The organism is Paenibacillus sp. Marseille-Q9583 (assembly GCF_976954365.1).
Genome location: NZ_CDRJTB010000031.1, coordinates 22010 through 36473 on the forward strand (window position 1 = coordinate 22010; position 14464 = coordinate 36473).

The 14464-nt window shown below is 44.0% G+C and carries 13 protein-coding genes; all 13 read left to right on the plus strand.

Going from position 1 to position 14464, the window contains the following annotated elements:
- Nucleotides 1-162: 162 nt before the first annotated feature.
- The 13 genes from ACWNM1_RS15580 to ACWNM1_RS15640 all read left to right on the plus strand — a co-directional run bounded on the left by ACWNM1_RS15580 (nt 163) and on the right by ACWNM1_RS15640 (nt 14461).
- Nucleotides 163-948 (plus strand): SDR family NAD(P)-dependent oxidoreductase, encoded by a 786-nt coding sequence (locus tag ACWNM1_RS15580; protein ID WP_449601659.1) that lies wholly within the window; start codon nt 163-165, stop codon nt 946-948.
- A gap of 263 nt (nt 949-1211) precedes the next feature.
- The gene (locus ACWNM1_RS15585) at nt 1212-1931 is read left to right on the plus strand and encodes an SDR family NAD(P)-dependent oxidoreductase (RefSeq protein ID WP_449601660.1); all 720 of its coding nucleotides are present in this window, start codon (nt 1212-1214) and stop codon (nt 1929-1931) included.
- Between the two features lie 351 nt (nt 1932-2282).
- Complete coding sequence (locus ACWNM1_RS15590) at nt 2283-3041, plus strand: YveK family protein (RefSeq protein WP_449601661.1); 759 nt, start codon at nt 2283-2285, stop codon at nt 3039-3041.
- Complete coding sequence (locus ACWNM1_RS15595; RefSeq protein ID WP_042189094.1) at nt 2989-3696, plus strand: CpsD/CapB family tyrosine-protein kinase; 708 nt, start codon at nt 2989-2991, stop codon at nt 3694-3696. The genes ACWNM1_RS15590 and ACWNM1_RS15595 overlap by 53 nt, the downstream gene beginning before the upstream one ends.
- A gap of 6 nt (nt 3697-3702) precedes the next feature.
- A complete protein-coding gene (locus ACWNM1_RS15600) occupies nt 3703-4938 on the plus strand; it encodes an oligosaccharide flippase family protein (protein WP_449601662.1) in 1236 nt (411 codons plus the stop codon).
- Between the two features lie 32 nt (nt 4939-4970).
- The gene (locus ACWNM1_RS15605; RefSeq protein WP_449601664.1) at nt 4971-6251 is read left to right on the plus strand and encodes an O-antigen ligase family protein; all 1281 of its coding nucleotides are present in this window, start codon (nt 4971-4973) and stop codon (nt 6249-6251) included.
- Nucleotides 6252-6315: 64 nt separating this feature from the next.
- Nucleotides 6316-7497: a glycosyltransferase family 4 protein gene (locus tag ACWNM1_RS15610; RefSeq protein ID WP_449601699.1), complete on the plus strand. Its 1182-nt coding sequence runs from the start codon at nt 6316-6318 to the stop codon at nt 7495-7497.
- A gap of 60 nt (nt 7498-7557) precedes the next feature.
- Nucleotides 7558-9468, plus strand: coding sequence for a polysaccharide biosynthesis protein (locus ACWNM1_RS15615; protein ID WP_149647123.1), 1911 nt, complete (start codon nt 7558-7560; stop codon nt 9466-9468).
- A gap of 3 nt (nt 9469-9471) precedes the next feature.
- Nucleotides 9472-10590, plus strand: a complete 1119-nt coding sequence (locus ACWNM1_RS15620) for an LCP family protein (RefSeq protein ID WP_449601665.1) — start codon at nt 9472-9474, stop codon at nt 10588-10590.
- 24 nt (nt 10591-10614) lie between these two features.
- Entirely contained in the window at nt 10615-11241 is a 627-nt protein-coding gene (locus ACWNM1_RS15625; RefSeq protein WP_449601666.1) for a sugar transferase, read from the plus strand.
- Nucleotides 11238-12047, plus strand: a complete 810-nt coding sequence (locus ACWNM1_RS15630) for a GNAT family N-acetyltransferase (RefSeq protein WP_449601667.1) — start codon at nt 11238-11240, stop codon at nt 12045-12047. The genes ACWNM1_RS15625 and ACWNM1_RS15630 overlap by 4 nt, the downstream gene beginning before the upstream one ends.
- Before the next feature lie 78 nt (nt 12048-12125).
- Entirely contained in the window at nt 12126-13235 is a 1110-nt protein-coding gene (locus ACWNM1_RS15635; protein WP_449601668.1) for a GNAT family N-acetyltransferase, read from the plus strand.
- Nucleotides 13236-13294: 59 nt separating this feature from the next.
- A complete protein-coding gene (locus ACWNM1_RS15640; RefSeq protein ID WP_449601669.1) occupies nt 13295-14461 on the plus strand; it encodes a DegT/DnrJ/EryC1/StrS family aminotransferase in 1167 nt (388 codons plus the stop codon).
- Nucleotides 14462-14464: the final 3 nt, after the last annotated feature.

Consider the following 14464-nt stretch of genomic DNA (forward strand, 5'->3'; position numbering starts at 1 on the left):
TTTCAAATAGCCGTTATTTCTAAACCTTATTTTACTGATGTAGAAGAGAAATAGCCAATAATTAAATGTAGAATTTTATTTGACAACGCAACCTCACTTGGATACAATGATTCATATTGAAACACTGTTTCTAAATGGTCATTAAAGGGAGAGATGATAGCCATGATTACAATTCAAAATAAATGGACATTAATTACAGGTGCTTCTTCGGGGATAGGTGAAGCGTTTGCTCGAGAACTTGCAGCCAAAGGAAGTCATTTGATATTAGTCGCCCGTTCCGAAGATAAATTGATTGCTTTAGCGGAAAAATTACAAAGAGAATTTCATATTCAAGCGGAGGTTATGGTTGCTGATTTATCGCAAGAAGGTTCTCCTAGCAGGCTCTATCAACAATGTGTGGAACGTGGTTTGAACGTTGATATTCTGATTAATAATGCAGGTTTTGCTACGTATGGGCTTTTTGAACAACTATCTGGTTCGAGACAACATGAAGAGGTGATGCTAAATGTTTTGGCGGTTGTAGATCTGACCCATTTATTTTTGCCAGGTATGTTAAAAAGAAAAAGTGGTGTGATTATAAACGTTGCTTCAACAGCAGCATTTCAACCTCTTCCCAATATGGCTGTATATGGAGCGACAAAAGCTTTTGTATTATCATTTACACAAGCTCTATGGGAGGAAAATCGGAAACGGGGAGTACAATTTCTTGCGTTATGTCCGGGGTCTACTGAAACAGAATTTTTTAATGTTGTGGGAGCCGATGAAGCTTCAGTAGGGAAACGAGATACTCCAGAAAATGTGGTTCAAGTCGCTCTTCGGTCGCTTCAAGCTAGAAAAGTATTTGCTGTCCCAGGATTTACAAACTATATTTCAGCTCAAATGTCACGTTTTTTCACACGTAAACAAATGCTTTATTTAGTTGGACGTATGCTCCGTACTAGACATTAATAAGTCAACATTTTGCTTCGATGATGTAAACGCCACGTTTCAGCTGTACGACAACTTGCTAACTTTGGACACTAAGTACCAATCACAGTTCGTGCTTATATGCGCTGGACATTAAAATAAAGAGCCGTTATCTATGGACTACTCCATGATAGCGGCTTTTTAAAAGTTAATTGCCTAACTCTGAATTTTAACTTTACTTCTTCTCGTCCTTCGATGGTACTATGATATAAAAATAGAATGATACATATAGAAAGGGCGACAGTATGAGAAACTATCTAATTTTGGGGGCAAGTAAAGGTTTGGGAGATGCATTTGTAAAAGGTTTACCTGAGTATGGTGATCGAGTGTGGATCGTCTCCAGAAGCAGACCGGGCAGTCTGGATCTTAATGATGGCATACAGCGGGTATGGATTGCAGTAGATCTATCGCAGGCAGATGCCGCACAAGTCTTATCAAAGGGAATTCAAACGGAGAAGATTGATGTTCTAGTTTATAACGTAGGTATTTGGGAGAAAGAAGGTTTTGAGGATCACTATACTTTTGACAAGGATGAGACGAGTGATATTGCCAACATTATTAAGGTGAATATAACTTCAACAATTACCTGCATACAGGCTGTACTGCCTAATCTACGCCAATCGGAAGCAGGGAAAATTATTCTAATTGGCTCCACAGCAGGACTGGATCATACCAATAACACCCAGGTATCATTTGTAGCTTCCAAGTTCGGTCTGCGTGGCATTACACATTCATTACGTGAACATGTTCGTAAGGATGGCATTGCAGTAACTTGTGTAAATCCGGGTGAGCTGGCAGCAGAAATTCCTTATGAGGATGGCGCAGACAAAGCGATTGCGGAATATAGCGGCACAAGAATTCCTGTTCAGGACATAGTCTCCATTGTGAAATGTATCGTTAACCTCTCTAGCGCTTCCTGTGTCAAAGAAATTCATATTCCAGCAATGGCGGATTTGAATGCATAATAAATCTCATTTATCCGTTAAGATTTCATTAAGATTCAATACGAAGATAAACCATATAATTGGATTATAGAAAGGTGATCAAAAAAGTGCTACTTAAGCCCCAACTAGCACGATGTATTATTAGGTAGTAGTAACGAAGTGAATATATAAGGCTGTCTACCAGTAGAATCATACTAGTAAACGGCCTATTTCTGTTGGGATTTAATAGAGAGTCGGGTGGGTTTTTTTAAAAGAAGGCTTATAAATTCCCAACTTTTTTTGGACATATATTGGGCTAACGAGAATATAACTATACAATAAAACACTTGTTGAAGAAGAGGAAAATACATTAACGGTTAGGAGAAATGAACGATGGAATTCGAACTAGGCAGCATTTTGAAACTAGTGAAACGTAGGCTGCTGTTCATCATTGTATTATGTATTGTTGCGGTCGGAATTGCTAGCTTCGTTAGCTACTATGTCTTGAAACCGAAATACGAGGCGACGGCTTCTATTCTTATTCAAGGGGATAGGCAACAGAAAGCAATCAATGACATTATGGCTGGGCAAAAACTAGTAACCACTTACGGAGAAATTATCCGAAGCAGTAGAATCGCTGAAGAGGTCGTTAGAAGACTGCAATTAAACATGACCCCTGAAAAACTATTAGAAAAAGTGAAGACGAGAACAAGTAGCGAGTCACTCGTGACGACAGTAATTGTATCGGATTCTAATGCTAACCGGGCAACGAATATCGCGAATGGCTTTGGTGAGGCCTTTAATGAGAACATCCAAGCGATTATGGGGGTAGAGAATGTTGTGCTTCTTGACCGAGCCAAGGTTCCTTTCGAGGCGATCTCACCCAAGCCAGTATTCAATATGGTCGTTGCTTTCGGACTTGCATTGATTGCTGGGATCGCATTTTCCATTCTACGGGAATTGGCGGAGAAACCTGTGAAAAGCGCCAAGAATATTCAGTTGGATTTGCAGCTTCCTCTTCTGGGAACGGTGGGAAAATTGAAGCCGCGGAAACGGCGGGAGAAGACGAAATCCAATTCAGTAGAAGGAGACAGCAGACATGAAGAAGAAAACGCCAAGATTGTATTGCCTGGAACAACCGAAATCATCTAATGGTGACCAATTCCGAACGATACGATCTAATATTCGTTATACCCGAGTTGGTGGAGAAATTCGATCTTTATTAGTTACAAGCTCACTTCCGAATGAAGGTAAATCAACAGTGGCGATGAACTTGGCCATAGCGATGGCAGAAACGGGAAGAACTGTGCTGCTGATCGATGGGGATTTGCGTACACCAACGGTGCATAAGGCATTCGATCTACCCAATTGGATCGGATTAAGTAGTATCCTAGTGGATCAAACCCGTGTGGATGATTGTATTTTCCCTATTGAGGGATCAGAAGGACTTTCTGTAATGACATCGGGTCCGATCTCCCCAAATCCAGCCGACTTACTAGGATCAACAGGAATGAAAAGGTTATTTGCAGAGCTTAGTGAGAGATTTGATACGATTGTCATCGATTCTTCTTCGGTGTTAATGCCTTTTTCGGATGCCCTTATCTTGGCAAAGATGACCGAAGGGGTACTGTTAGTCGTAAAATCCGGGAAAGTGCTCTTAAAGCATACCAACTCTGCAAAACAGATCCTTGAGCAGCAAGGAGCACATATTTTGGGAGCGGTTTTGAATTATCGAAAAAGTAGCAAACGTTACAAGATTCGCGGTGAAGATTTTGCCGATTGGGCCTCAACTTCAGGGTTGGTCTAACGCATTATGACACTTGCTTCTCTTCGTTATTTATTCGGAAATATCACATACGCAGGCGCTCAATTCGTGATTGTAATTTTGCTTAATAAATTTGGCTCATCCGAAATCGTTGGGCAATATTCGTTAGGGCTTGCGGTGACTGCCCCCATCTTCATGCTGTCGCATCTGCATCTGCGTTCGGTCTTGATCGTTGATACATCTGGAAAATATCTTTTTGGAGATTTTTTTGGCCTTCGTCTCGTGACAACTGCAGTTGCATTCACGGTTACAGCAGGTTGTTGCATCCTTAGTGGTGCTGATTGGAATACAGCTTTAGTCATATTTTTCATAGGATTGTATAGAATTGTTGAGTCGGTCAGCGATATTTTATTGGGAATCGTTCAGAAGCAGGAAAGGCTAGATCAAATCTCTTTCTCGAGAGCTGCTAAAGGATTGTTCTCCATACTTGTCTTCGCCCTCGTATTTATCCCTACTCAGAGTCTCATTCTAGCGTTATTAGTCATGATTATCGGATGGTTAGCAATAACCATTGGATATGATGCTCGCAAAGCGAGAGTGCATACGTCACTCAGGCCACTTTTTAACAAAAGACGATTATGGGGCTTGCTGCTCGTAAGCTCACCCCTTGGCGTGGTGCTGGCGTTGATGTCACTAAATACAAATATCCCACTATACGCGATTTCATATTTTAAAGGAGAACATGACTTAGGCATATACGCTACGCTCTCATACATGATCGTTGCCTGCAATGTTGTTGTTACTGCACTCGGTGAAGCGATAACACCACGTCTTGCCCGTTGGCACGCTAGCGGACGACATAAGGAGTTTATCTCTTTACTCAGTCGAATGATTGCAGTGGGTATAGGAATTAGTGCGATCGCTTGTTTGATTGGGTGGATCTTTGGTCATCAGCTACTAACTCTTCTATTCAGTCCAGATGTGGCTGCTGAGATAGGTTTATTTCATTGGTTGCTCATTTCTACCCTATTGGTATTTGTAACGTCTTACCTGTGGTATGCCATAACGGCTACCGGGAAGTACAAAGCGCAGATTCCCTTGTTTCTGTGTTCCGTGATCACTAATGGGCTTTCTTGTCTAATATTCGTGCCTATTTTCGGGGTAATAGGTGCTGCGGTGGGGGCTAGCTTGTCCTTATTCGTTCAGATGATAGGGAGTGTGATCGTACTTTTCTTGGTAATCCGTCAGGCAAGGAAACAGGTACAACAGGAATTGGCCGCATAGAGGCAATTTCTCATAGGAAAGTAGGGGCTTGTATGACATCTGTACTCGTTGTAGGGAAACCCTACACCATGCGTAATTTATTTCTGTTTGCGGTTATGGGTTACATCATCTGCCTTCCGGCTCAAATTGATTTCGGTGGCGCATTTCGAATCGCACCCTCTGACCTTTTCTTAATGCTTGGTTTGTTTGCAGCAGGTTTATACCTCAAATTGGACCCGAGGCAGTTCAGTTCATGGCATTGGGGGATGTTGTTTATTTTCGTCCTCGCTTCATTTGTATCCATTTGGCGCAATGGATTCATTACGCAATACGCTCTATTGCAAAAAGATTTTGGGTTTATACTCCTACTGCTGACTTACATCATGCTTGTTCAGGCTGTAGACAGCTGGGATCGGTTATATAAAATGCTACGAGCTTTTTTGATCAGTGTGCTGATCTTCAATGGCGTCGCTTTGTTCGATTTTTTTAGTGGAGTGAAGGTTCCGTTTATGGTGCAAGACGGTCGCCTTTCCGGGATGCTAATTGATCCGAATGCATACGGCGGATTACTAGTTACGGCTTTTGCCATTCATATCATGACGAGTGGAGACGGGGTGAAGCTGCTTAGGGGATGGGGGAGTACGCTAGCGACGATCACCTTAGCCGGGGGCATAATAATGACTTTTTCACGTTCGTCATGGATAGGTCTGTTCCTTGTCCTGCTTACACTACTGCTGACTAATCCTTCCCGGCTTCTCAAGATCGGCATGGGCTTTAGCGTCGCGTTTGGAGCATTGCTGTTGTATAAAGGTACAGCTTATCTGGATGTGCTTGGGAATATGGCCAGCAGACCCTCGCAGATTCAGTCGCGCCTTGACATCATCGGGAAGGCTGTGGAGTGGATCGCTCAAAGTCCATTATTAGGGATTGGACTCGGTAGCTATAACTATGAACTGCGGATTATTATCCATAATACTCCGATCTGGTTTATGACAGAATTTGGTTTATTGGGCTTAATTGTGTACGGCGGATTCATGATCTGGTTCTTCATCGTTGGGATCCGTTCTTATCGCGCGGCAGATAGGGCGAACAGACCGATCATTATGGCATTACTGCTGTCTCACGCAGCGATGATTGGACTTTCGATGGGTATTGAAGCCTTATTCCAGCGATATTGGTGGTTCATGATGGCTATGAACGCAGCTTGCATCCGATTAACGAATACGGGATGGAAAGGAGTGAAGCGATATCGAACCAAGGGCACTGAAAAGTCAACGGGTAGGAAACTACGACAACAAACAGAACAAGCGCAACAAGCGCAACAAGCTCAATAACAAGAGGTCCGGGAGCATACCTGCTGAAGACTGTAGGCCGGTAAGAGTTGCTTTTGTAGCCTCCATTTTCGGGCATTTTGAGAGTTTCCATCTACCTTACATGGCGTTATTGCAGCAAAAAGGTTGTGAAGTGCATGCTTACGCGCAGCCCGGGGAAGCGAGATTACGGTTAGAAGAGAAGGGGATCGTGTGCCATGATGTGCCCATTCAGCGTAGCCCATTACAGATGCAGAACTGGGCGGCGCTAGGGATATTAACAGAAAGCTTCAAGGAGGAGGGGTTCCAGTTCATCCATGTACATACGCCAGTCGCTTCGATTCTCGGACGGATTGCGGCCCAGAAAGCAGGTGTACCTTGCACATTGTATACAGCGCATGGTTTTCATTTTTTCAAGGGAGCCCCTCTTCTCAACTGGATGCTTTATTATCCGCTCGAGAGGTTAATGGCTCGCTGGACAGATGTCTTAATCACCATAAATAGAGAAGATTATGAACGCGCCCAGAAATTTTCTATACGGAAAAAGGTAACTTATGTGAGTGGTGTAGGACTTGATCTCCAGGTTTACGGCAGTGAACAGGGTCATCCTGAAACTGCGTCGGAGAAGGCAGATAGGCGACGCCAACTGTTTGATCTGCCGAAGAGTGAGCATGATGAACCTCCCTTTGTCATCCTATGCGTTGCTGAATTAAACGCCAACAAGAACCAGAAGCAGTTGATTGAAGCGCTGGGTCAGTTGGGGTCTCAAGCAGGAAACATCCATCTGGCTTTTGCGGGTACAGGACCGTTCGAGCAGACTCTATTGGAACTTGCTAATCGGCTGGGTGTCAGCGATCGGGTGCATATGCTTGGGTACCGTAGAGATATTCCGGATCTACTCAGAGCATGTGATGTTGCTGCACTTGTGTCTTATCGCGAGGGGCTACCTCGGGCGATTATGGAGGCGATGGCAGTAGGAAAACCCGTTATAGGTACGCATATTCGGGGGATTCATGATTTGATCGAACATGAGTCAACAGGCATGTTGGTTCCTGTTGGTGATATTGCCGCTACCGCTAAGGCTTTTACTCAATTACGTGATGATCCAGCATTAACTACGGCAATGGGAGAAGCAAACAAGGAGAGGATCATTCGTTACGGGTTGCCTGCTGTGCTCCGTGAAATGGACTCGATCTATATAGAAGCGCTAAACAAGGAGGAAAGAAAGCGGGTTCCGTCTGAAATGCATGCCAGTCTATCGGGGGATTGAATATTCACACTCTTAAAAGGCGAGTAAATGAATTTTTAGTTAATTAGGGAGAAAGAAGTGATGAAAATGCGGATCGTCCGTTTGGTCATGTTGGATGCAGGGATTATTGCGGCTTCAGTGTGGCTTGTGTTTTTACTTCGGTTTGATTTTCAAATCCCTGAGATGTACGTGTGGATGCTTCCGTGGGCAATATTGATTCACATTGCGGTGTATGCGGCCTTCTCATTTGGATTCAAAGTGTATAACAATATCTGGCGATACACCGGAATGAGAGAGTTACTGCAGCTTCTAAAAGTGAGTGTATTAACCCTCGTGGGAGTGATTGCTGTCAACCTATCCACCCATGCAGTAATTCCTTCCTATCGACTACCGATTTCTATCTATTTTGCAGCGGGTTATGTGTTTCTGGGCATAGTTGGGTTACGAATGGTTAAACGTCTTCTAAATGATGGATTTGAGACAACGGGTGTGAAGGATGCCTTCGAAGGTAATCTTCTAATCGTTGGGGCTGGTAAAGCAGGAATCCTCGTTACGAAAGATATCAAGCATTCAAGGTTCAAATTTATGCATCCCGTTGCCTTCATTGATGATGATGCCTCTAAACAAAAGCTGGAAGTAATGGGGCTGCCGATTGTGGGTAACCGAAATTTCATTCCCGAGGCCGTGAAACAACTGGACATTGCATTCATTATTATTGCCCTTCCGACAGCGCCACATAACGACTTAATGGAGATTATCGAGATCTGCAAATCAACAAAAGCACAGATTAAGCTAATGCCTAGTATGACAGAAATTTTGGACGGGAAAATGGCGGTCAATCGAATCCGTGAAGTGTCCGTAAATGATTTGCTGGGTAGAACTCCTGTTGAGATTAATACTGAAGAGATTCGTGAGAATTTAGGGAGTGAGTGTATTCTCATCACGGGTGCAGGAGGCTCCATTGGCTCAGAACTGTGCCGTCAGCTAGCTGCATATCGTCCGAAGGAAATGTTGCTGCTTGGTCATGGTGAGAATAGCATTTACCTGATTGAACAAGAGCTACGTCAGTTATATCCTGATCAGAAGATTCAACCCATCATAGCTGATATTCAGGATGTGTCGCGGATCGATAGTGTTTTTCAGAATTTCCGACCTACGATTGTGTATCACGCCGCTGCGCATAAACATGTGCCCCTTATGGAGATGAATCCGGTAGAGGCGGTAAAGAACAATGTGATCGGAACAAGGAATGTAGCGGAAGCGAGTGCCAAATATGGTGCTAAGCGGTTCATTCTGATCTCATCGGACAAAGCGGTTAATCCAACAAGTGTCATGGGAGCTACGAAGCGAGCGGCAGAAATGATTATTAATGATCAGAATTCATCTAGCAAGACAGTTTTTGCTGCTGTCCGTTTCGGTAATGTTCTCGGTAGTCGGGGGAGTGTTATTCCGTTATTCAAAAGACAGATTGAGAGTGGTGGCCCCGTTACGGTTACCCATATGGATATGGTGCGGTATTTCATGACGATCCCTGAAGCAGTGCAATTGGTTATTCAGGCGAGCGTACTGGCACAAGGTGGCGAGGTGTTCGTGCTTGATATGGGTAAACCGGTTCGGATATACGATCTAGCAAGAGATTTAATACGTCTGTCGGGCTTAGAACCCGATAAAGATATCCCTATCGTGGTCACGGGCATTCGTCCTGGAGAGAAATTATTTGAGGAACTCCTGACAGAAGAGGAGGGATTGATGGTCACCAATAACTATCGCATCATGATCAGTCGGCCTCAAAGTGTTTCCAGATCCGAATTGAATTTGGTTCTTGGTGTTCTGGAGAATTTGTGCAAACGGTACGAATTTGTGCCAAGCAGTTATCAGATTAAGAAATTATTAAAGCAGCTTATTCCAAGCTATTCGGGCTTTCAGGAAGAACCACAGGTGGCTACTCATGAGCTTGAACGGATCAAATCTGAAGTTCATGCGGGGATCTAAGTGATGAAGTCGTTTATGAGTAGATGGAACAAAAAATTGCGTTTGCGTGGTAAGAGTGACAAGGAATTCACAAGAAAGCAAATAGTCATGCGGCGAATTGGAAGATTCGCCCTGATTTGTTTTCTGATTGTGATTGTAGTTGGTGGCATTTGGATTAGAGGGGTGTTAAATGCTGAGCAGCGATTTCAAAAGGCTGCCCTTAATCCATTGACGATACCTAACTCGAAAGTTTCTGTAGTGCCTGTGGGGAAGACACAGTCGGATGGGATTCCGAAAAGTACAGCAAATTCGGACGGCGTGGTTTTACCATCGACAGAACCAGCAGCATCGCCAGGTGCAGCCGATAAAAAAACTTCAGCCTTTAATGTTGTATTAATTGGAACAGATACGTGGGGTGGGGAAATCTCGCGTGCAGACACGATCATGGTTGTGCATGTAATGCCGGAACAGCGGAAGGTGAACATCGTATCTGTACCGCGCGATACAAGGGTTTATGTACAAAATGTTGGATACACCAAAATTAATCATGCTCATATTGTTGGTGAGTCCAAAGGTGGGAATGAGCAAGGAACGCTGACGCTCATTCAAGCGGTGAGCGACTTTATGAATATTCCCATTCATCATTACATCAAGACGAATTTCTCTGGAGTTCGTGATTTCATCGATTCAATCGGTGGGATCGACATGGTAATCGATCAGGACGTCACAATAACCCCAGAGATTACCATCAAAAAAGGCGAACAGCATCTGGATGGCGTACATGCACTCTACCTTGCTAGGGAGCGGTATTCTACTCCAAACGGTGACTTTAGTCGTCAAGAGGAGCAATTCAATATCGTTAGAGCTGTGGCTAATAAGTTGTTGAGCCCTGAGCATCTTCCAGATCTGGCGGGATTATTACTCCATGAAAAGAAGGACATTATCGATACAAGCTTCAGTGACAGTGATTTACTCAGCTTAGCTTGGTTATTCAAGGGGATTACTTCTGAGGACTTTCAATACGAACAGATTCCAGGTAACAACAGTTTTGGTTCTGATCCGCTAGTCGGAACAAAGGTGTACTACTGGAGTGCTGATTTAAAACAGGTGAACTCACTTAAGGAACGTCTTTTTACGGATTAAGAGAAAGGCGGGAGGAGTACTAACATGTATCGCCATATGAAACGAGGCTTCGATCTTGTGGGAGCGATCGTTATGTTATGTATTTTTAGTCCAGTCATGGCTGTGGTGGCGTTGTTGATTCGAATGAAGCTTGGAAGCCCAATCTTGTTCAAGCAGCAACGACCAGGACGGGGAGAGAAACCCTTCTTCATCTACAAATTTCGGACCATGGCTGAACTGTATGACATGCAGGGTCAGCCGTTACCAGATGAGCGACGATATATCAAATTTGGCGGAATCATCCGGAAACTAAGTCTGGATGAACTACCACAATTGGTGAATGTTGTAAAGGGAGAAATGAGTCTGATTGGTCCAAGACCCTTACTCATGCGTTATAGCCCATATTATTCTGAACAGGAGAGGCTGCGTTTCTCAGTAAGACCAGGAATTACGGGATTAGCACAGGTGTCAGGACGTAATACTTCGTCGTGGAAAGACCGGCTTTCGTATGATGTTACCTATGTCGAGAATTTAAGTTTCAGACTTGATGCGCTGATATTATGTAAGACCGTCTTGAAGGTGATTCGCCAGGATGATGTTGTAGCCAATCCAGGTCGGCATAGCCTGCCTCTGGATGAGTATAGGCTGAATAAAAAGGAGGGCCAGGCATGAGTGTGCAGTTTAGACCGCTGCATGAAGACGATATACATCATGCATGCCGGCTCTTGAAGAGCAACTTACCGGAGCATGTGTACAATCAAACGATATTTGCTTGTACGGGTTATCCAGCATATCTACAAGCGGCTTGTAAATGTGGAGGTCATTCGGCCACATTGTTGATTGGAGCCTATATTGGAGAAGTGCTCATTGGATTCGCGGAATGGCGAAGAATGGAACAAATATTGGTTCTGAATAATTTAAACGTGGATGCGGCGTTTCGCAAAGATGGCATTGGCGGAATGCTCATGGCGTACGGCGAGAAATTAGCCAAGAAGGACGATATTAAGAAGTTGGTACTGGATGTGTTCTCATGGAATGAACAGGCGCATGCTTGGTACCTTCGCCTTGGCTTTGTAGAAGAAGGACGCACTTATTGGTATGTGAGGGATTTGGATCGTTCATTAATGGCTAGCGCAGATGTTGTTGCTGCTGGAGCGGATATAGATGATGAAGAAGTGACTTACATTATTGATGATTACCCAATGGCAGAGGCACATCATCTGAAATACGGATTTTCTTCATTTAGGATTAGAACGAAGGAGAAGACTTCAGTTGTAGGCCGGCTCGGCGAGCAGTATTTTCGCATCCAACTGCAAAGTGGAGAGTGGGACGGTGGGTATCCACTAACCGATGTGTTACTCGACCTTGACCGAGAGAGAAAGCTGTTATTGCTTTCATCCGATGCATTCTTACGAGAGAGAGACCCAGCGCTAAGCTTAAGCACTGAAAGTATACGTATGATCAAAATATTGGATTAGCAGCGAATGCTTCCTAAGTAAGTTTTGTCGAAGTATCTCAAGGAAGCGTACGCTAACATAACTTTTAGGAGGTGACGTATGAGTGATTTCATTGTGCTTAATAGCTCGCATTCTGAAGAATGGGATGCTTATTTGAATCAGATGAATAGTAAGGATATCTATTTTTCTGCAGATTTTTTTCGGCTGTTTGAGGATGATGATCATCAACAGGCAGAGCTGTTTGTTTTTAAGCAGGGTGAGAAGCTTATCATTTATCCTTACTTACTTCGCTGCATTAGCCATCTTCCCGCAGTCATCCAGCTGGGACTTGAAGGAGAATGGTATGACATCAGCACACCTTATGGATACGGGGGGCCGATATCTAATGTGCCAATAGGAGCGGAACGAACAGAGTTGTACCGACAATTCAGTGAAACGTTCACAGATTACTGTAGAGAGAAAAAGATCATGACCGAGTTTGTAAGATTCCATCCTTTCATAGGCAATGCCACTGAATACCAAAAAGGGCTTACTACGGAGCTCAATCGGAATACAGTTTACATGGATTTGACAGTTGGCTCAGAGTCAGTGCTAATCCAGAACTATGGCAGCAATCATAAAAGAAATATCCGTAAATTAAAGTCAGCTCCATTCACCATTCGAAAGTCGGATCTTAAGGATCGGATCGAGCCTTTCATCGAGTTATATTACGGGACGTTAAATGATTTACAAGCAGATCCCTTTTATTATTTCCCACAAAAATTTATAGAAGATACAAGCCGTTTGCCAGACGGACGGGTAACACTGTTTGAGGCGATGGATGGGGAGAGGAGTGTAGGGGCAAGTATTGTACTCCTTGATCGACCATGGATGCATTATCACTTATGCGGTTGGGATCGAGCTTATCTGCAGTGGTCACCTACCAAATTTCTCATTCACGCAGCAGCCGTATGGGGGATGGAGAATGGATACGAAAAATTCCATCTCGGTGGGGGATATAAGGGGAATGACGAGCTGTTTCAGTTCAAGTTAAGATTCGCTACTCAACTAGAGCCACTGGACTATTACTTGGGTAAGCGAATATTTTTCCCCGAGGTGTATGAACGAATGATAGCACTCTGTGACACTGGGGTTGCGGGGAATTACTTTCCGCTTTACCGGCATCCATCTCTCTTGAATCAAAATATCATGGACCACGCTCTGAAGTAAGTCAATAAGATATGTATTCCATTTGGATTAAAGCATCCAAATGGAGAAAGGAGCAAGGCATGAGTATTCGTCAACCAAGCATTCTACCACGAATCTTGTTATCCCCACCGCATGTAAGTGGACGTGAACAGGCTTATTTGGAGGATGCAATTCACTCTGGCTGGATCGCTCCCATCGGACCACAAGTCGATGCTTTCGAGCGGGAGATGGCCGACTATACAGGATCAAAGGGTGCACTTGCGTTAAGCTCTGGAACAGCGGCAATTCATCTCGCACTACGTCTTGCTGGCGTTTCTCAAGGAGATTACGTGATTTGTTCGACGCTCACGTTCGTAGCTAGTGCCAATCCTATTTTATATTTGGGGGCTACACCTGTATTCGTCGACTCAGAACCAGAGACATGGAATATGTGTCCACTAGCCTTTCAGCGGGCCTGCCTGGATTTGAATGATAGAGGGGTACTGCCTAAAGCAGCTGTTGTTGTCAATCTGTACGGACAGAGCGCAGACATGGAACCAATTGTAGAAATCGCGAATCGTTACGGTATTGCTCTAATAGAAGATGCTGCGGAATCCCTCGGTGCCTTTTATCACGGAAAGGCCAGTGGTACTTGGGGCCGCTTCGGAATCTATTCTTTCAACGGGAATAAAATTATTACAACCTCAGGTGGAGGTATGCTTGTGTCGGATGATACCGATGCATTAGATCAAGCCCGTTTCTGGTCTACCCAAGCACGTGACACTGCTCCACACTATCAGCATTCCGAAATGGGTTATAACTACCGGCTAAGTAACCTTTTGGCAGCCATAGGACGAGGGCAACTGGAGCTACTTGAGGAAAAGGTTGAACGACGTAGATATATTTCTCAAGTGTACTCAGATCGATTGGGATCCATTCCGGGTCTTCATTTCATGCCGGAAGCGCCAAATTGTCGCAGTACACGCTGGTTAAGTGCGCTAACGATTGATGAAGAAATCGCAGGCTTCTCCGCTAATCAACTCTTAAAGTGCCTGGAATTCAACAATATAGAAGCTAGACCTGTATGGAAACCATTACATTTGCAACCGCTGTTCGAGAACACCTTCTATTATCCATACATGGAGGGACATAGTGTATCTGATCAATTGTTCACAAAAGGTGTATGTCTACCTTCCGGTAGCTCTTTATCGGATGATGATCTGGTACGCGTAATGGATGCGATAGAATCTTGTATTCAGAACCGCTGAAAA

Bases quoted from the DNA above. Each gene is read 5' to 3' on its own strand.
- ACWNM1_RS15580 (WP_449601659.1), top strand. From the start codon at position 163: ATGATTACAATTCAAAATAAATGGACATTAATTACAGGTGCTTCTTCG.
- ACWNM1_RS15585 (WP_449601660.1), top strand. From the start codon at position 1,212: ATGAGAAACTATCTAATTTTGGGGGCAAGTAAAGGTTTGGGAGATGCA.
- ACWNM1_RS15590 (WP_449601661.1), top strand. From the start codon at position 2,283: ATGGAATTCGAACTAGGCAGCATTTTGAAACTAGTGAAACGTAGGCTG.
- ACWNM1_RS15595 (WP_042189094.1), top strand. From the start codon at position 2,989: ATGAAGAAGAAAACGCCAAGATTGTATTGCCTGGAACAACCGAAATCA.
- ACWNM1_RS15600 (WP_449601662.1), top strand. From the start codon at position 3,703: ATGACACTTGCTTCTCTTCGTTATTTATTCGGAAATATCACATACGCA.
- ACWNM1_RS15605 (WP_449601664.1), top strand. From the start codon at position 4,971: ATGACATCTGTACTCGTTGTAGGGAAACCCTACACCATGCGTAATTTA.
- ACWNM1_RS15615 (WP_149647123.1), top strand. From the start codon at position 7,558: ATGAAAATGCGGATCGTCCGTTTGGTCATGTTGGATGCAGGGATTATT.
- ACWNM1_RS15620 (WP_449601665.1), top strand. From the start codon at position 9,472: ATGAAGTCGTTTATGAGTAGATGGAACAAAAAATTGCGTTTGCGTGGT.
- ACWNM1_RS15625 (WP_449601666.1), top strand. From the start codon at position 10,615: ATGTATCGCCATATGAAACGAGGCTTCGATCTTGTGGGAGCGATCGTT.
- ACWNM1_RS15630 (WP_449601667.1), top strand. From the start codon at position 11,238: ATGAGTGTGCAGTTTAGACCGCTGCATGAAGACGATATACATCATGCA.
- ACWNM1_RS15635 (WP_449601668.1), top strand. From the start codon at position 12,126: ATGAGTGATTTCATTGTGCTTAATAGCTCGCATTCTGAAGAATGGGAT.
- ACWNM1_RS15640 (WP_449601669.1), top strand. From the start codon at position 13,295: ATGAGTATTCGTCAACCAAGCATTCTACCACGAATCTTGTTATCCCCA.